At 30.9% G+C, this 19,834-nt stretch carries 14 protein-coding genes; all 14 read right to left on the bottom strand.

Annotated elements, in window-relative coordinates:
- Window positions 1-25: 25 nt before the first annotated feature.
- Window positions 26-2,332 (bottom strand): xanthine dehydrogenase family protein molybdopterin-binding subunit, encoded by a 2,307-nt coding sequence (locus IR152_RS02135; RefSeq protein ID WP_227450179.1) that lies wholly within the window; start codon window positions 2,330-2,332, stop codon window positions 26-28.
- Complete coding sequence (locus tag IR152_RS02130; protein ID WP_227450178.1) at window positions 2,332-3,120, bottom strand: FAD binding domain-containing protein; 789 nt, start codon at window positions 3,118-3,120, stop codon at window positions 2,332-2,334. Before IR152_RS02130 ends, IR152_RS02135 begins: the two co-directional genes overlap by 1 nt.
- Window positions 3,121-3,225: 105 nt before the next feature.
- Window positions 3,226-4,584, bottom strand: a complete 1,359-nt coding sequence (locus IR152_RS02125) for a uracil-xanthine permease family protein (RefSeq protein ID WP_227450177.1) — start codon at window positions 4,582-4,584, stop codon at window positions 3,226-3,228.
- Window positions 4,585-5,920: 1,336 nt separating this feature from the next.
- Entirely contained in the window at window positions 5,921-7,006 is a 1,086-nt protein-coding gene (locus tag IR152_RS02120) for a hypothetical protein (protein WP_227450237.1), read from the bottom strand.
- Window positions 7,007-7,243: 237 nt separating this feature from the next.
- Complete coding sequence (locus tag IR152_RS02115; RefSeq protein ID WP_227450176.1) at window positions 7,244-8,329, bottom strand: dihydroorotate dehydrogenase; 1,086 nt, start codon at window positions 8,327-8,329, stop codon at window positions 7,244-7,246.
- Between the two features lie 35 nt (window positions 8,330-8,364).
- Entirely contained in the window at window positions 8,365-9,678 is a 1,314-nt protein-coding gene (locus IR152_RS02110) for an amidohydrolase family protein (RefSeq protein WP_227450175.1), read from the bottom strand.
- Window positions 9,679-11,970, bottom strand: a complete 2,292-nt coding sequence (locus tag IR152_RS02105; RefSeq protein ID WP_227450174.1) for a xanthine dehydrogenase family protein molybdopterin-binding subunit — start codon at window positions 11,968-11,970, stop codon at window positions 9,679-9,681.
- Window positions 11,960-12,754, bottom strand: a complete 795-nt coding sequence (locus IR152_RS02100) for an FAD binding domain-containing protein (RefSeq protein WP_227450173.1) — start codon at window positions 12,752-12,754, stop codon at window positions 11,960-11,962. Before IR152_RS02100 ends, IR152_RS02105 begins: the two co-directional genes overlap by 11 nt.
- Before the next feature lie 38 nt (window positions 12,755-12,792).
- Window positions 12,793-13,260, bottom strand: a complete 468-nt coding sequence (locus IR152_RS02095) for a (2Fe-2S)-binding protein (protein ID WP_413927459.1) — start codon at window positions 13,258-13,260, stop codon at window positions 12,793-12,795.
- Between the two features lie 52 nt (window positions 13,261-13,312).
- A complete protein-coding gene (locus IR152_RS02090) occupies window positions 13,313-14,719 on the bottom strand; it encodes an amidohydrolase family protein (protein WP_227450172.1) in 1,407 nt (468 codons plus the stop codon).
- A 17-nt stretch (window positions 14,720-14,736) separates the two neighbouring features.
- Window positions 14,737-16,107 (bottom strand): dihydropyrimidinase, encoded by a 1,371-nt coding sequence (gene hydA, locus IR152_RS02085; RefSeq protein WP_227450171.1) that lies wholly within the window; start codon window positions 16,105-16,107, stop codon window positions 14,737-14,739.
- Between the two features lie 96 nt (window positions 16,108-16,203).
- Window positions 16,204-17,391: a YgeY family selenium metabolism-linked hydrolase gene (locus tag IR152_RS02080; protein ID WP_227450170.1), complete on the bottom strand. Its 1,188-nt coding sequence runs from the start codon at window positions 17,389-17,391 to the stop codon at window positions 16,204-16,206.
- Window positions 17,392-17,516: 125 nt separating this feature from the next.
- Complete coding sequence (dpaL, locus tag IR152_RS02075) at window positions 17,517-18,731, bottom strand: diaminopropionate ammonia-lyase (RefSeq protein ID WP_227450169.1); 1,215 nt, start codon at window positions 18,729-18,731, stop codon at window positions 17,517-17,519.
- A gap of 369 nt (window positions 18,732-19,100) precedes the next feature.
- The gene (locus IR152_RS02070; protein ID WP_227450168.1) at window positions 19,101-19,772 is read right to left on the bottom strand and encodes a flavodoxin family protein; all 672 of its coding nucleotides are present in this window, start codon (window positions 19,770-19,772) and stop codon (window positions 19,101-19,103) included.
- Window positions 19,773-19,834 lie beyond the last annotated feature (62 nt).

Here is a 19,834-nt window from a genome sequence, read left to right as displayed (position 1 = left end):
ATATTTTTATATACCAGGTCACTTATTATAATTGTTTATTATTATTTTTAATACCCATATAAACTTTTTCAAAAGTCATAGGAAGCTCTCTCATACGAACTCCAGTAGCATTAAATATTGCATTTGCTATAGCTGGTGCTGGTGTATGTATAACTATTTCGCCTAATGATTTAGCACCATAAGGACCTCCTGGGTCGAAATTATCAGCAAAATCTACCAATATATTTCCCACTTCTTTTTTTGTAGGAACTTTATACTGTAAGAAACTATCTGTTAACAATCTTCCATCTTTATCAAATCTAGGGTCCTCATACATTGCAAATCCTATCCCCATCATTACTCCACCTTCTACTTGTATTCTAGCCAGAGTTGGATTTATAACTGTTCCACAATCAGGTACACATGCAAAATTTATTACCTTATATTCACCTGTACTTTTATCTAATTCTATCTCTGCAAATCCTGCTATAAATGGTTTTATTTTTTTTAACATACCAAAGGATTCTGTTGCTTCCAAAACTACTGGTACATCATCACTAGCAAATCCTATACCTCCAACTGATTCTCTACCCAATTCCTCTAATAACACAAACTTACTATTATCGTTTTTAACAAAAACTCTGTCTTTTCCCAACTCTAAATCTTCTTTTTTAAATCCTAGCTTTGATTCTGCTACTGAAAGCAATATCTCTTTTAATTTATTTGCTGTCTTTATTGTTGCATTTCCTGTAACCGTTGTCGTACAAGAAGCAAATGCTCCTGTATCGTATGGACACAAATCTGAATCACCTGTGTAAATAGATATTCTATCTACAGTAGTATTTAAAGCTTCAGCAGCAATTTGTGCTTGAATTGTATCAGCTCCTTGACCTAAATCAGCAAGACCAGATAATAGCTTGTATGTGCCATCTTCATCCATTCTGATAGTCACTGTTGCCATATCTACACGTGGTATACCAGAACCATGATTTGCCACTGCCATACCTACTGCTCTTACTTTGTTATTTCCTATATCTTTACATGGATATTTATCATCCCAATTAATTAATTTCTTACCCTTTTCTATACATTGTTTCAACTCACAACTTAATATTTCGTCTTCAGCTGCTTTTCCGTTAGTATATCTATCTATTATATTTTTAATTCTAAATTCAAGTGGTTCCATTCCAATCTTATGTGCTAATTCATCAATAGCACTATCTATTGCAAATATTCCCTGTGTAGCACCATATCCTCTAAGTGCTCCTGCTGGTATCCTATTAGTATATACTGTTCTAGCATCAAATCTAACAGCATCAATATCATTATATATTGGCAAGGTATTGTGTCCAGATTCTGAAGAAACAGACACACCATTCCCGCCGTAAGCACCTGTATTGTTTAATGACTTTAACTCTATTGCCTTTAAATTTCCTTCTTTATCTGCACCAACTCTAACATCAAAAAACATTTCATGTCTACTATTAGAACCTACAAAAGTTTCACTTCTTGTAAATACAAATTTTGCTGGTCTACCAGTTTTCATAGTAACAAATGCAGTGAATATATCTGTTGCTGCTATATTCTTTCCTCCAAATCCACCACCTATTCTAGGTTTAATTACTCTTATTTTTGAAGATGGTATACCCAGTACTTTTCTAAGTATTCTCTTTACATTGTGTGGTGATTGTAGTGATGAAACTACAACAATTCTATCATTTATATCTTTATATGAATATGACCTATGAGTTTCCATCATGCAATGCGATTGACTTTGGGTTTTGTATGAAGATTCAACCACAAAATCACTTTCTTTAAGCTTAGCTTCAACATCTCCAAATTCAAAAAATTCCTTTGATACTATATTATTTTTTGCGTCCAATCCAAAAGGGTATGGTTCTACTATGTCTTTTTCTGGATGTATAACAACTTCATTTCCTTCTGCTTCTCTTGCATCAAACACAGGCTCTAAGACTTCATAGTCTACCTTTATCATTTTTAAGGCTTTAAGTGCTGTTTTTTCATCTTCAGCTGCGACTAAAGCTACTTCATCCCCAACAAATCTAACTGTATCTTCAAGCAAAACTCTATCATAAGGAGATGCTTCTGGCTCTGTTTGACCTGGAACACAATATCTGACTTGTGGTACATCTTTATACGTATAAATACCCACAACCCCTGGAATTTTTTCGGCTCTTGATGTATCTATATTCTTTATCTTAGCATGAGCATGTGGGCTTCTAAGCAATTTTAATGTCAAAACATCTTTATGCATAATAAGGTCTTCAGTATATAGAGGTTTTCCTGTGACAATTGCTGTACTATCTATCTTTCTTATCCCCTTATTAATCATTATCTATTCCCTCCCTCAATAGCATTATACATCCTTTTAACTAATGCACTTGCCATGTCCATTCTGTACTCTCTACTAGCTCTCATATTGCTTCCATAAGTCAATTCCTTACTTGCAATAGTAGATGCCTTATCTATATCTTTTTCTTTACTTAATATGCTACTTGCTTCAAGTGCTAATCTAGCTTTTTGAGGTCTTGCACCAATTGCTATTTTGTAAGCATCATTTTCTTTTAGCATCGCTGAATTTAATACAGAAAAATCTCCTGTACATTTTCTTATTGAATCAAAAACGGCTATTGCATCTCTTTTTGGTAGTATCACTTCAACCAATATATCTTTACTTAATTCACTATCCAAAAACTCACTTAACTCCAATATTCCTCTATTATATAATCTTACCTTAGCCCCGACAACCAGAAGTACTGGTATTAAATCAGAAAAACCATACTTTGAAAATACACTTGCACCAATTCTAGCACCTTGTCTAAATTGAACGCCAACTATATGAGAAACAGCTTTTGAAAGTATTCCACTACAGTAATTTTTAATAGTTTTATCGATTTCCAAACTTCTAAGAGAAGTATCTGCACCTATCAAAATATTTTTTTCATCTTCTTTTATATAGTTTAGATTTATATCTTTTAAATCTATAGCTGTTCCTATATTTTTGTTGCTTAATTTTATAAATCCGCATCCACCTAAAATAACATTATTTTTTTTAGAAGTTAAAATTTTATATGCTTCTTCTAAACTCTGCGGAACTGAATATTCTTTTATAGTAATCATCTTATCCCCCTATCATTAGGTTATTAAACCCAGAAATTTTAATAAATCTTTTAATTTATACCTATAACTGTAATAGGTTTAATTCGCATATATTAACTATTTACATTATAAATTTTCATTTTTGTCCTCAATCTTATCATTCTTATTTTTATGAAATTTTACCATATATAAAGCTTGAATTATTATTGCTACCATAGCTCCTGAAACTACACTTGAATCTGCAAGTAACGTTTCTATAAACTTTGGAAATTTTTCAAGGACTTGAGGAGCTACCATAAATCCAATACCAGAAGCCATAGAAAGACCTAATATCATGCTATTTTCTTGATTGAATCCATCCATACTAACAAGTCTTAAACCAGATGTTGTAAGAGTTGAAAATATAACAAGTGTTGCTCCCCCAACCACACAAGGAGGAATTGTTCTGATTAAATTAGCTAATAAAGGCGATATTCCTGCCAAAAATAGTCCAATTCCCCCAATAGCTAATACAAATTTACTTACAACCTTTGTATTGGAAACGATTGCAGAATTTTGACCAAACATCCCCATTGGAGTTGCAGAAAATAATGCACCTATTGTAGACAGTACTCCATTTCCTAAGACAGCAGAAGAAAGTTCCTCATCTGTTACTTGTCTATTAAGCCCTCCTACTGCCGAAAGTGTACAAGCACCCATAATATCAGCTATCTCAACCAAATATATTATTGAAAACATTACTACAACTTCAAGTCTTATATCTAGACCAAAAGCAAGTGGTTTTGGAAGTGCAATCAAAGTAAACTCTCGAATTGAAGAAAAATTTACTATTCCTAACATTAGTGATAAAATGTATCCAAAAATTATGCTAACTAATATTGACGCATCTTTAAATAATCCTTTTCCATACTTATTTAATCCTAGTATCATAAGAGATACAGATATTCCAACTATAAAATTAATTGAATTCCCAAAAGTTTCATTGCCTACACCTCCAGCTAAGTTTTTTATAGCTATTGGAAAAAGACCAAGACCCATACATGCAACTATCGTTCCAGATACGACTGGAGTAAATATAAATCGTATTTTTCTAAGACCAAAACCAATTATAATTATTACTATACCAGCTACTATTTGAGAACCAAATAAGACTGATAATCCATACTTACCTGCAACAGATACCCCAGCTCCTATAAACATAGCTGTAGCTCCCATTATAACTGGTATTCCTCCCCCCAATTTAAATCCTTTAAATAAAGGTATTGGATATAATTGTAATAAAGTTGATAATCCTGCAAAAATTAATGCGGCTTGAATCAATAACGTTGACATCTTATGATTAAGTCCAGCTGCATTTGCAACCAATATAGCAGGTAAACAACTTCCTATTACCATTGCCATTAAGTGTTGTAACCCTAAAGGAATTGCCTCCTTTAGTGGTGGTATTCCGTCTAATTCAAATTTTGATGTACTTTTTGCTTTCATAATAAAAACTCCCGTTACATAAAACTTATTGAATTATATAAATACTTAAAAATCTAATATATTGAACTAATGACGTTCATAAATCTTGACTATACTCCAGTATATATTTAAGTTTTTGACCTCAAAAAAAAGATACAATAAATTTAATTATTAACAAGTAAACTTATTCTTTCATTTTGTATATGTTATATACAATGTTTTACAAACATAAGAGTATTATAGCTATAAATTTTTTATAGTAAATTTAATCTAGTTTAAATCTTTCAATCTTAATCATTATAAGTTATAAGTTTTCATAAGTATTTATATTCTTCAAGTTTTAAACATTTACCTATAAACGCTACTTTATAGATGTCACTTTAAATTTAGTGACCTCATACTTTCATATGAGCGTAGACTATTTCTTCATCTTCAGCATTACCTGTTAAGAGCAACCCGTTTCCACTATCAATCGCTTATAGTGTACTCTCTCTCGAGATAGTCGTTTGACCTTCCTATTTCTAGGCTTGGCGACCAAATGTCCATTCTTAAGTACTTAGGCTCTCACCGTATACCATCCTCACTATTGTTTCTGGTTTTCACCACATTCATAAAAGTTTCTTTCTATCTTTTATTGTAGTTGTAAGGCTTTAGGATTTACTGGTTTTAAAGTTGTGTCCTACATAGATTTCTCTATGTACGGGGCTAAAAGTACAGTTTATTTAATATACTTTGCTTTACCCCCTGTAAATAATATTATTTACTCTTTCACTGTTTTTGTTATTAAATTAATTAAATAGCAATTAATCTAAGCATAAAATAATTTTTTAATTTAAACTCAAAATATTTATGAATATTTTATAATATAATTCTCATAAGACAGAAAAACTTAATAAGCTATGTATCTCAGTTGTACCAGCGTACTCTCCTTTACTATATTTGTATCTGCAACATAAAATATACAAGTTTCTATCTATTTATAGATATTAATATCTATAAGTAAAATAGCAATATTATTTTTATAGTAAAAATTTTATTCATATTACCATTCATAATTTTTATAAAGCAATTTTAGTGCCAATATTCGTATACATTTACATAGCATAAAATTTTTATGTTTTTATTGATAAAATTTTACTTATTTCAAACGTTCTATCACATTTTATCATTTAAATTTTAAGTTTTATTTTTATAAATCAATTATATTAAATAAAAAAAGACCAAAAAATAATTTTTTAACGGTCTTTTCTCAATTTTTTATTTTCATTTCTAAAATTTATAATAAATAGTAAGAATACTATAAATTCTTTTGTATAAGATTCTTAGTTTGTGGATGATAAATTAGTGAATAAAAATGCTATTTTACGGATTTCAGCTTGACAATATCACTCCAATTTTTACTAGTAGCTAACTCTACTAAATTTAAATCTCTTCTTATTTCAGCTACATCCTCTTTTATAGCATTAGTATCTCCTTTTATATATGCCATGTTATGTTCCATATTATCATGAGTAGCTTTATTTATCTCAGAACTATGTAATAAACTTCCTAAAATATTATTCTGTTCTACCTGTATCTCTTTCATTGATTTATCTTCACTTTCTAGACTATCAATCTTAACTTCAATTCCATATAATTTTTCGTTTGCTATGGCTACTTCTTCCTTAATTCCATTCATATCTTCATTAATATTATTTATTTTATATTGCATAAAGTTTATTTCTGATTTAACTTCAGAGACATCTTCTTTTATTACAGTTATTTCTTGTCTTACTTCTGACATATCTTCTTTCATTACAGTTATTTCTTGTCTTACTTCTGACATGTCTTCTTTCATTACAGTTATCTCTTGTTTTACCTCTGACATGTCTTCTTTCATTACAGTTATCTCTTGTTTTACCTCTGACATATCTTCTTTCATTACAGTTATCTCTTGTTTTACCTCTGACATATCTTCTTTCATTACAGTTATCTCTTGTTTTACCTCTGACATATCTTCTTTCATTACAGTTATTTCTTGTCTTACTTCTGACATGTCTTCTTTCATTACAGTTATCTCTTGTTTTACCTCTGACATATCTTCTTTCATTACAGTTATTTCTTGTCTTACTTCTGACATGTCTTCTTTCATTACAGTTATCTCTTGTCTTACTTCTGACATATCTTCTTTTAACACATTTATCTCTTGTTTTACTTCTGACATGTCTTCTTTCATTACAGTTATTTCTTGTCTTACTTCTGACATATCTTCTTTTAACACATTTATCTCTTGTTTTACTTCTGACATATCTTCTTTCATTATATTTATCTCTTGTTTTACTTCTGACATATCTTCTTTTAACACATTTATTTCCTGTTTTACTTCTGACATATCATTTTTTATACTAACTACATCTTCATTTATAGTATATAATAATTCTAAAATCTTCTCTTGCACTTGCATCACCATCCCTATTAATTATTATAACATTTTATACAAATGCTATACAATGTTAACATATATATAAGAATTATTAAAATTTTAATTAAGAAAAATTAGCATACTTGATTGCTTCAAAACTAATTAATATCTAAAATAATTGCAAATAAACAAAAATGAGGGCAATAATAAAAAAGGCTTATCTCTATTTTGAGATAGCCCTTCTTATTTTTATCTAAAGTTTTATTTTTATAAGATAATCTATACATTCAACTCTGAACATGAAATTTTTCTTCCAAGTGCTTTTGGTTTGCAAACTGATATACAAAGACCACAATATCTACACTCTTCTTCATTCAATTCCATATTATCATTTAATTTTCTTGCTTGATATGCACAAACTCTCTCACACATCTTACATTTAGTACATTTTTCTTCATCATAAGTAAATTCAAAACTAAGTCTTTCATTTACATCTCCCATATGATTATGTACTATACCGCAAGCATTTTCTATAGTGTTATAACCTAATCTATTAAGATTAGATTTTAAATCATCATGTATTTTAGATATTACTTGTGCACCTTTTAAAATTACTACTGAACATATACCAACAAAGTCAGCACCTGCCATAATCATTTCTAAGGCATCATCTCCACTTACACATCCGCCTAATCCAATTATCGGTATATTAACCTGTTTTTTTATTTCATATATTCTTTGTAAAGTTATTGGTTTAATAGTTTCTCCACTTAAATAGCCTATTCCATTTCCCCCTAATAAAGGTTGCCCTGTTTCTATATCTATTCTAAATGCTGGTCCTACAGAATCACAAGCAGTTATTGCATCTGCTCCTGCTTCTTCTAATTTTTTAGCAAAATCTCCTATTTCATCTATCATAGGAGGAAGTTTAACTATTACTGGTATATTTACTCTCTTCTTTGCATCTTTAAGCATTGGTATCAAATCTCTATAGTCATAAGACACTAATTCAATAAAGTCAGCTCCTGCATTTGCAACTTTTTCTACTAACTCACTACTTTCTTCAATTGTATGACCTACTGAAGCTATACAGACAGTTCCATCTCTTTTCATTTGTGGTATTTCAAAATCTATCCATTGCTCTGGCTCAAAATCTGTCCATTTCTCATTATTTAAAAGAGCATTAGCTGTATTTCTAACCATATGTGGTGCTGGATTTATAGCTCTTTCTTTTCTTATAGTCTTAGTAACAACTGCCCCTGCTCCTGCATCGCTTAATATCTTACATCCAGCTGCACTATATGTCAATGGGCCTGAGCCTATTATAAGTGGTGATTTTAATTCTTTACCTAAAAAATTATACATTATCTGCTTCCCCTTTTCATATATATTTACATTCATTAAAACTTCCAAAATTCACAAGCAACTTCTTTCATTTCTTTAATAATAGCCTTTTTATCTAAATCAACTAACTGTTTTTCTTTTAAAATATGTCTACCATCTATGTATACATTTGATATAAATTCTTTTTTACCTTGAACTACTATCTGGTCAAATATATTATCAAGAGTAATAGGAGTTTTAAATTCATCTTCCATAACTATTATATCAGCCTTATTACCAGCTATTATTTTGCCAGAGTTTTGAAGACCTAACACATAAGCACCATGTTCTGTTGCCATCTTAAATACTAAATTTGCTGGCATTACTGATGCATCTTCTTCAACTGATTTATGCATTAAAAATGCACCTCTCATAACTTCAAAAAAATCATTTATATATCCATCAGTACCCAGTGCTACTTTTATGCCTTTTTTAATCATTTTTGGTACTGGAGAAAAACCTCCACCTACTTCACAGTTACTAAGAGGCATATGAACCACTTTTACGCCTTTTTCTTTTAATATATCTATCTCTTCATCACTCACTTTTACACACTGAGAGGCTAATACAGTTTCATCCAATATATCTAAATCATTATAGTGGTCAACTGCTTTTTTACCAAAATATTTTTCAGCATAGTTTGGTTCATAAATACTCTCACATAAATGGAATTGCATTGGTGCATCTAATTTTTTTGCTTCATTTTTAGCTTTCTTAATAAATTTATCCGAACATGTAAAACTTGTATGAGTACACATTATTCCATTTATTAATTTACTATTTTCTCTGCTCCACTTTATCAAATTAGAATTTTCATCTAAGCATCTAAGTCCATTTTCATAGCTTATTCTCTCACAGCTTTCCAGGGATAAAATCGCTTTCATTCCTATCTCTTCTAGTATTTTACCTTGCTCAATTAAAGTTCCTACCTCTGTGTTTGGAGCTTCTAAGGTATCACAAAAAGCTACTACACCAGATTCTATAAGTTCTATCGCTGATGCTTTAGTTGTCGCCTTTACTTCTTTTAATCCTATTCTATTTTCTATAAATGGCCACCAATAGTCATTTAAGAAGCCCTCAAAATCAGTAAAATGTACATTTGCTGGTATTCCTCTAGAAAGTACTCCATATTGATGCATATGACCATTTACAAATCCTGGCATTACTATAGCATCTGATTTATCTATTATTTCTTCAATATTTTTGTATTTTATTTCAACTTCTTCATTTGGTAATATATCTTTTATAATGTCATTTTCTACTACAACAGCATAATTTGTATATATTTCATCAGCAGAAGATATTAAGTATTTACTTTTTATAGCAATCATTTATTTACCTCCCTGATTTAATTTTTTCATAGCCATATAAACTTTCTCAGAAGTTATAGGAAGTTCTCTTATACGGACTCCTGTGGCATTGTATATTGCATTTGCTATTGCTGGTGCAGGTGTATGAATAACTATTTCCCCTAAAGATTTAGCCCCATATGGACCTGTTGGGTCATAATTATCTACAAAGTCAACAAATATATTTCCTATATCTTTTTTTGTTGGAACTTTGTATTGCAATAGATTAGAAGTCTGAAGTTTTCCATCAGAACCATGTCTAGGGTCTTCATACATTGCAAGCCCTATACCTTGAGTTACACCACCTTCAACTTGTATTCTAGCAAGTGCAGGATTCATAACTGTCCCACAATCAGTAGAACAAGCATAATTTATTACTTTAAACTCACCTGTTGTTTTATCTAACTCGATTTCAGCAAATCCTGCTAAGAATGGCTTAGCACTTTCTTGTATACCATAAGATTCAGATGAATATAAAACCTCTTGATTTCCACCACCAACAGATTCTCTTCCTAATTCACTTAATAAAACAAATTTCTCTACATCCTCACTATAACAAACTCTGTCTTCATATAGTATTAAATCATCTATTGGTAAATTGAGTTTCTTCTGTGCTACTTTTAATATCTTCTGTTTTAAACTTTCAGCAGATTTTATTGTAGCATTTCCAGTTACATAAGTAGTACAAGAAGCATATGCACCAGTATCATATGGACACATATCTGTATCTCCTGTATAAACGGAAATTCTGTCAATAGATGTATTCAATGCTTTTGCAGCTATTTGTGCAAGTATTGTGTCAGAACCAGTTCCTAAGTCTGAAGACCCAGAAAACAACTTATAAGTACCATCTTCGTCCATTCTCATATTTACTATTGCCATATCTATGTTAGCTATACCAGAACCATGAGTTCCCACAGACATTCCAACAGCTCTTACCTTATTGTTTCCAATATCCCTGACAGGATATTTTTCATCCCATCCAATAAGTTTTTTACCTCTAATTATACATTCATCAAGTGCACAACTTCTTATTGGAAAATTCATTATTCCGCCTTCAGTTTGCTTTTTTATAATATTCTTCAACTTTATTTCTGTTGGGTCCATGTTAAGTTTATGTGCTAATTCATCGATTGCACAATCAAGTGCAAACGTACCTTGAGTTGCTCCATATCCTCTCAATGCTCCCCCTGGAACTAAATTAGTATATACAGTTCTTCCATCAAATTTTATTGCAGGTACATTATTATATGTTGGAAGTACATTATGCCCTGATTCAGAGCAAACAGAAGGTCCATTATCACCATAAGCACCTGTATTGTTTAATGCTTTCATATCTATAGCTTTTATGTTTCCTTCTCTATCTGCCCCAACCTTTATATCAAAAAACATCTGATGTCTAGTGTTAGTCATTGCAAAAGTTTCTTCCCTAGTATAAACAAGTTTTGCTGGTCTTTTCGTCATCCAAGTTACAAATGACGCATATATCTCTGTTACAGCTATGTTTTTTCCACCAAAACCTCCACCTATTCTTGGTTTTATTACTCTTACCTTTGAAAGAGGTATTCCCAATGCTCTAGAAACCTGTCTTCTCATATGATAAGCTGATTGATTTGCAGAAGTTACTACTAGTCTACCATTTGTATCTATATACGTATAAGCTCTATGAGTCTCCATCATACAATGTGCTTGTGATTGAGTCATATAAGATTGTTCTACTATTACATCACTCTCTTTAAACTCTTTTTCTACATCTCCCTTACCCATTTTCTCTCTTGATACTATGTTTTTTGTAGCATCTAATCCAAAGTCAAATGGACAAAATAAATCATCTTCTTCATGTATCAAAATTTTATTTCCTTCTGATTCCCTTGCATCCAATATTGGAGTCATTACTTCATATTCAACTTTTATAAGTTTCATAGCTTTAATGGCAGACCTTTCATCTTCAGCAGCTATTATAGCAACTTCATCTCCTACATATCTAACTATATCTTCAAGTATTAGCTGGTCATGAGGTGATGCTTCTGGATATGACTCTCCAACCATTGAATATCTATAATTTGGAACATCTTTATAAGTGAATATATCTACTACACCTTTTACTTTTAATGCATTTTTTATATCGATATTTTTTATCTTAGCAAAAGCATGTGGACTTCTAAGAAGCTTAATAGTTAAAGCATCCTTATGAAAAATTAAATCTTCTGTATATATTGGTTTTCCAGTAACAATGGCTTCACTATCTATTTTTCTTACCTCTTTATTTACCATCACACTCACCCCCAATACTATTATACATTCTCACTACTAAGGCTTTTGCCATATCTTTTCTATATTCTTTACTTCCTCTTATATTGCTTCCAAATGAAAGTTCTTCACTTGATACTTCGCTAGCTTTTTCTATATCATTTTCTAAACTTAGTATTTCACTTGCTTTATAGGCAATTTTTGCTCTTCTTGGTCTAGCTCCTATTGCAATTTTATAAGTATTTCCTTCTTTTAACATTGCTCCATTTAATACTGCAAAATCACCTGTACATTTTCTTATAGAATCAAATACACCTATAGCATCCTTTTTAGGTAATATAATTTCTATTAATATATCTTTTTCAAGCTCACTTTCTAAAAAATCAGCTAAGTTCATAACCCCTTTTTTATATAACTTAACCTTTGCATCTACTACTAGTAATGAAGGTATTAAATCTGAAAATCCATACTTAGCAAATACGCTAGCTCCTACTCTAGCTCCACTTCTAAATTGAACTCCTACTATATTAGAAACAGCGTTTGAAATTACTCCATTACAGTAATTTTTAATAACCTTATTTAATTCTAAAGTTCTTAAACTTGTATCTGCTCCAATTAATATGCTATCATCAGTTTCATTTATATAATCTAAAGCTAAGTCTTTTAAATCTATTGCTGAACCAATATTTTTACTACCTAGTTTTAAAAATCCGCAGCCTCCAAGTATTATGTTGTTTTTTCTTGATATTAGCAGTTCATAAGCTTCATCTAAACTTTTTGGAACTACATATTCCTTTATAGTTATCATATTCTCTCCCCATATCAATTTAATTTTCACTTAAAAGTTTAAGTGTTCAAATATTTATGTATTGCTCTTAATTGACCTTTATATCCTGTACATCTACAAAGGTTACCATTTACATAATCTATAACTTCTTCTTCTGTTGGATTTTGAAGCTCTCTTTTCATAGCTAAGACCATCATTATAAATCCAGGAGCACAAAATCCACATTGGTCAGCTCCTTCATCTGCAAGAAAATCCCCAAATTTCTTTGCTTCATCCAAGACACCTTCAAGTGTTGTGATATGCTGACCATCTACTCTAGCAGTAAGATAGTTGCAAGAAAGCACTGCCTTGTTATTTACCATTACTGTACACAAACCACATGAACCTGTATCACAGCCTTTTTTAACGCTTACATATCCATTTTCTCTTAATGTATCTGCTAAAAAGTCATCTGGTCTTATACTTAATTCTTTTTCTTTATTATTTATAGTACATTTGATAATCAAATAAATCACCTCAAAACTCATATTTTTAAGCTAAAGTTTTTACTATACTTCTTTATAAATAAAATCACATTTATTAGTAAAGGCTATTCCATTTATGACCTTCCATTCTATTCTTTATAGTCCCTCTTACACAAAGTCTCTCAGCTGTATCTTGAGCATCTTTCAATGCTTTTTCTTCATCAGTTGTTAATATTTTTGAATCTTCCATTATTATATTTCCATCTACTATAACACTCTCTATATTTTTCATGCTAGAAGAATATACTAATGTAGATACTGGATTATGCATAGGTATTGCTTTTGGAGAAAGCATTGGATTGAATATTAGCAAATCAGCTTTTTTACCTATCTCTAATGAACCTATCTCATCTTCCATTCCAATAGCTCTTGCTCCATCTATAGTTGCCAACTCAAGAACTTTTTCTGCTGACATTGCTAATGGGTCACACTTATTAACTTTATGTTGAAGTGCTGTCAATTTCATAAGCTCAAGCATATCTTGAGAGTTATTACTAGCAGCTCCATCTACACCTAAACTAACTGTTATTCCTTTTTTAAGCATTTCTGGCACTGGCGCAACACCTGAAGATAAGTACATATTACTTGCTGTATTATGAGACACTTTCATATCATATTTTTTAGCAAGTTCCATATCTTTTTCAGTTAAATATACACAATGTACCATAAGCACATTTGGTCCAAGTATTCCTAATTTCTCTAAAACATCTATGTCATATTGACCATGCAATTCTTTTGCTGCTTCTCTATCAAAAGGAGTTTCTGATATATGTACTGTAAATAAAGCATCATCATATTCTTTTGTTATTCTCCATAACATCTCAAGCATTTCTTGAGAATTTGACCATATTGCTGCTGGAGCTACTCCTATTTTGATTCTTCCATTTTCTGTATTATGGTGTTTTTCAAATAATCTTCTTACATCTTTTTCAACTGTTTCTACATCTTGCATTATTCCAGGATGAACTCCAAATTGAGCTCCTGTATTCATACATCCTCTTCCAAGTATTCCTCTTATTCCTAATTCTTTATAAGCATCTATTATTCCATCACAAAGACCTGGTTTGCTGTGAGGATACATATAGTCAACCATTGTTGTTATACCACTTCTAAGACCTTCAATACATCCAAGCATTGCAGCATCATAAGTATCTTTTGCTTCTAAATAGTTAGCTGCTGGAAACGTCATAGTTTCTAACCAATCTTTAAGTACCATATCATCTCCCAATCCTTTTAATAAAGTTTGGAATAAATGAGTATGTGTATTTATAAAACCTGGGAATAAAACTTTACCTTTAGCATCTATCACTTTTTTAACATCTGTATATTTACTTTCTATTTCTTTAGAGTTCCCAATATCAGCAATCTTGTTATCTTTTACTACTAATGCCCCATCAAAAATAACTTCTCTCTCTTTATTCACAGTTACTATTATGGCATTCTTAATAAGTATATCCATCATTCTTATTTCCCCCCGCATTATTTAATAATTTTTCTTTTAATATATTGTCCTGTTGACTGTTCTTTAATATTACAACTTTGTACTACATGGTTTCCTCTCAAAAATACATCTTCAACTTTACATTTAATCTTAAAACCCTCATATGGAGTATAATCTACATTTTGTTTTTGAGTTTTATAACTAATTGTTTCTTCTTTATTAGTATTTAAAATAACTATATCTGCATCGCTTCCTACAGCTATCTCACCTTTTTTAGGATACATTCCAAATATTTTTGCAGCATTTGTAGAGGTAACTTCCACAAACTTATTTGCACTTATTCTATTTTCTAAGACTCCATATGTATATAAAAGGGCTAATCTGTGTTCAACACCAGGTGCTCCATTTGGTATCTTACTAAAATCATCAATTCCCAAATCTTTTTGTCCCTTAAAATTAAATGAACAATGGTCTGTGCCAACTGTTTGAATATCCCCATTAGCTAATCCTTCCCAAAGATAACTTATATCTTCTTTTTTTCTTAAAGGAGGAGACATTACATATTTAGCACCTTCAAATCCATCCTTATCATATAAATTATCTTCCAATAATAGATACTGTGGACATGTTTCTACTATCATATCTATATTTTTTTCTCTAGCAATTTTCACAGTTTCAAGTGACTCTTTACAACTTAGATGTACTACATAAGATTTTGAATTAGATAATTGAGTTATGTCAGCAAGTCTAGAAACAGATTCTTTTTCAACTATATTAGGTCTTGTAAGTGGATGATATTTTGCTCCTAAATTACCATTTTGTACATTTTCTTCTATCAATACATCTAGTAAATCGCCATTTTCACAATGAAATTCAACTATACAACCTAAATCTTTAGCTTTCTTTAAAACCTTGTATATTGTTCCATCATCTACTTTCATGCCATCATATGCCATATACATCTTAAAAGATACTATCCCATCCGAAATAAGTTTTTCCATATGATTAAATGTATCTTTATTTAAACATGTAATTGTCATATGAAAACCATAATCACAATAACAATTTCCACTTGCTTTTTTATGATATGCTTCTACACCTTGCAGTAGGTTTTCCCCCTCATTGGCTTCTGCAAAATCTAGTATTGTAGTAGTTCCTCCAGCTATAGCTGCTCTTGTTCCTGTTTCAAAATTATCTGCAGTTGTAATAGAACCTGCATTCATATCAAAATGAGTATGTGTGTCTATTCCACCAGGAATTACAATTTTACCTGTAGCATCAATAACCTTATCATCATTTATTTCTAAATCATTTCCTATTTCAACTATCTTTTCATCTTCTATCCTTAAATCACTTATATAAGTCTTATCAGAGGTAATTATAGTTCCACCTCTTAGTATTGTTCCCATATATATCTCCTAAATTTTAAGCTTTAAAGTATTTTCTAAAGGTGCTATATCCAGCACCTCTAGAATATATTTAAATAATTTATTGTGAACTAACTATTATTTTCCATATACAGATTTTAATATTCCATAGTAACCTTCTGTTCCTATAAATAATTGTTCTTGTTCTATATACTCATCTATTGTATGAGCAAGATTTTCTTTAGAAGGACCAAATCCTATAGTTTTTATTCCAGCCTCACCTGCATAGTGGCTTCCATTTGTACAGAATGAGTATTGAGTTATTTCTGAATCTATTCCAGCTTCTTTTAATCCTTTATATGCTGCTTGAACAAATTCATCTTCTTCATCATATAACCAACCTGGGAAAAATCTTTCACTCTCTATAGTATTTCCTGTGTAACAATCGGCTTTTTCAACTGCATAAGAAACTTTTGCATTTAATTCTTTGTCTTCTTTCATCATTTCATCTAGTAATGCTTGTATTGGAGCTAATACTCCTTCTCTCGTTTCTCCAACTAATAATCTTCTGTCAAAAGTTGCTTTACAGTAATCTGGCACTACTGAAGCTCCTGGATATGGAGAAGATTTTATATCTGTTAAAACTAGTATTCCATCACCTAAAACTGTATGAGTTGGAGGTACTAATTGTTGTATCTTTTGGATTACATTAGCCATTTTATAAACTGCATTTACACCTTTTTCTGGATTAGCAGAGTGAGCTGGCTTACCAAAAGTCTCTACTACTATTTCTCCTCTACCTCTTTGACCAATCTTTAAATTTAATTCTGAAGATTCACCTATTACAACATAATCAGGTTGAACAGCCTTACTTATTTCTCTAGCTGAAACTCCTTCGAATATTTCTTCGTGAACAACTCCTGCTACGTATAATTCACCTTCAAAATCTTTGTTAGTATCTTTTGCAAAGTATGCAACTGCTGACATCATTGCTGTATATTGACCTTTCATGTCAGAAGTTCCTCTACCATATATCTTTCCATCTACTATTCTTCCTTCAAAAGGAGGAACGCTCCATTTACTTTCATCTGGAACTGGAACTGTGTCTATATGTCCATCAAATAATATTTTTTTACCTGGTTTGTTTCCTTTTATACATCCTACTATATTTCCATATTTATCTCTTGACCAGCTATCAAAACCTAACCTTTCAAAAGACTCTTCTATTGCTTTTACAACTCCTTCTTCGTTTCCAGAAGAACTAGGATTTTGAATTAATTTTTGACATATTTCAGTTACTTCTTGCTTTCTTTGTTCGTTTAACATTTCATTATCCCCCTAGATTTTTTATAATGTATGCATTTTATATGTTATATATCTTCTAAATTTTAGAACTTATATATTTTCTAAATATGTAAACTAATATTTAATAATTACATTTTAGTAATTACTTATATACTTGGATACTCTCCATCCCAAACTATACTTCTGTATTTATCAGGGTCAGTATCTCCTTCTGTACTTATTAAAAGTATTCTTGAATTTTCATCCAATTTTAAATCTTTTCTTAACTCTTTTAAATCGTCTCTTTCCATAGCCGCTATTAAAAGACCAGTTGTAACTGCTCCAGATTCTCCAGAAATTACTTTTTCATCTCCTCTTAGAGGATTTCCTAATGTTCTCATACCTTTAGCAGAAACCCAGTCTGGTGCTGAAACAAATGCTGCTGCATGATTTTTTAATACTTCAAACCCTATAGTATTTGGTTCTCCACAAGCAAGTCCTGCCATTATAGTTGGCATATCTCCACCAACAAATCTTGGCTTTCCATCTCCTGCTTCTGCTGATTTATAGTAACAGTCAGCTTCATCAGCCTCTACTACTACTGTTATTGGGCATTCATCATATATTGAAGCAACATATCCTTGAACTGCACCAGCAAGTGAACCAACTCCTGCTTGCACAAATACGTGTGTTGGTCTATCTACTCCATATTCTTTTAATTGCTCTATAGCTTCTTGAGCCATAGTTCCATATCCTTGCATTATCCATGCTGGTATTTCTTCATATCCATCCCATGCTGTATCTTGAACCATTACTCCATGGTCATCAGCTTCTGCATAATCATTAGCTAATCTTACTGCATCATCATAGTTTAAGTCTGTTATGCTAGCATCTGCTCCTTCTCCTTTAATTTTATTTAATCTAAATTCAGAAGAACCTTTTGGCATTAATACAACAGATTTTTGACCTAATTTATTAGCTGTCCAAGCAACTCCTCTACCGTGATTTCCATCTGTAGCTGTAAAGAAAGTTATTTCTCCTAATTTCTCTTTTATTTCATCTGAAGTCAATTTATCATATCCTAATTCAGATATATCTGTATCTAATCTTTGGGCTAAATATTTACCCATAGAATAAGAACCACCTAAAACTTTAAATGCATTTAATCCAAATCTATAAGATTCATCTTTTACATATACTCCTGCAACACCTAATTTTTTTGCTAAACCTTCTAGATTTACTAGTGGAGTTTCTTTATATTGAGGAAAGCTTTTATGAAAGTTTCTAACCTTCGTTATTTCTTCTTCATTTAAAAATTTGATACAATTTTCCTTATCGCCCTTTGGCAAATTATTTACTTTCCATTTAATCTCTTTTAACATCTAAAATACCTCCAAATTATTGTTAAATTTTTATACTTTAATATGTTAGCAATTAACATGCCAACACTAAATATATATTGGATATTTTTCTATAGTTGTTTAATATAGAAACTGCAATGCTTTTATTATTTTTGCTCTTCTGTCTTTGACTGATACAATGTCTACAGAATTTAATAATTGAAAAACCTTTTTTATCTTCTCACTTTTTAATTCTCATTTTTAAAATTTAAAAATAAATCTTAAAACACTTTGTCTGTATATTTTTTAATATAAAACTTACAAAATCTAAACTAAAACATAAAATAGTGATGCAATAACAGATTACATCACTATTTTTATACATCTAATAATCAATAATATAATAAGTTTCTAGTGGTCTCTAAGAGGAGATTTCTCATCCTTTTTAACATTTAACTCTTCTTTTACAACATTCCATTTTTCAAGACCAAACTTAGAAACCATAACAGCTTCTGCAGCACCTTTTCCAAGTCTTCTTACAGTATCCATACCTGTCTCGTCCTCTTGGGCACCTTTTGCTTTTCCATCTTTACTCCATATTGTACCACCTATATAGCATCCACCTAAACCTCCAGATACTAACATTTCATGCATTAGGAAGAAATTTATTATAGGAAGTTTTGTCAATTCTTGGCCACCATATCTAGTTCCACCAGTAGTTATAGCTGCCCCAATCTTATTTTGAAGTTTTCCTGGATGAACTAAATACATTGGACGAAGTCTATTAAATACTGCTGTAAGTTGAGCAGTTATATTCATATCATAAACCGGAGAACCTACTATAATTCCATCTGCCTCCAATATTTTTTGCTCTAATTCTTGTATATCATCTTTTATGATACACATAGTTTCTTTTCTTATACATGCATCACAATGTACACAAGGGCTTATTTTTTTCCCTCTAACTGACCAATACTCTGTTTCTATACCAGGTATAGTTTCTGCTTCTTTCAAAGCTTCTAATACTGCATATTCTGTTGCTCCTTTACGTGGACTTCCACAAATACCTAATATCTTTGCCATAGCAATATCTCCTCATCAAATAAATCTATTTTTATTATCATTTACAAATACAATAAATTGTT

The organism is Clostridioides sp. ES-S-0108-01 (assembly GCF_020662285.1).
Taxonomy (GTDB): domain Bacteria; phylum Bacillota; class Clostridia; order Peptostreptococcales; family Peptostreptococcaceae; genus Clostridioides.
Note: the sequence above shows the minus strand (reverse complement) of the source record. Positions and strands in the feature narration are given on the sequence as shown.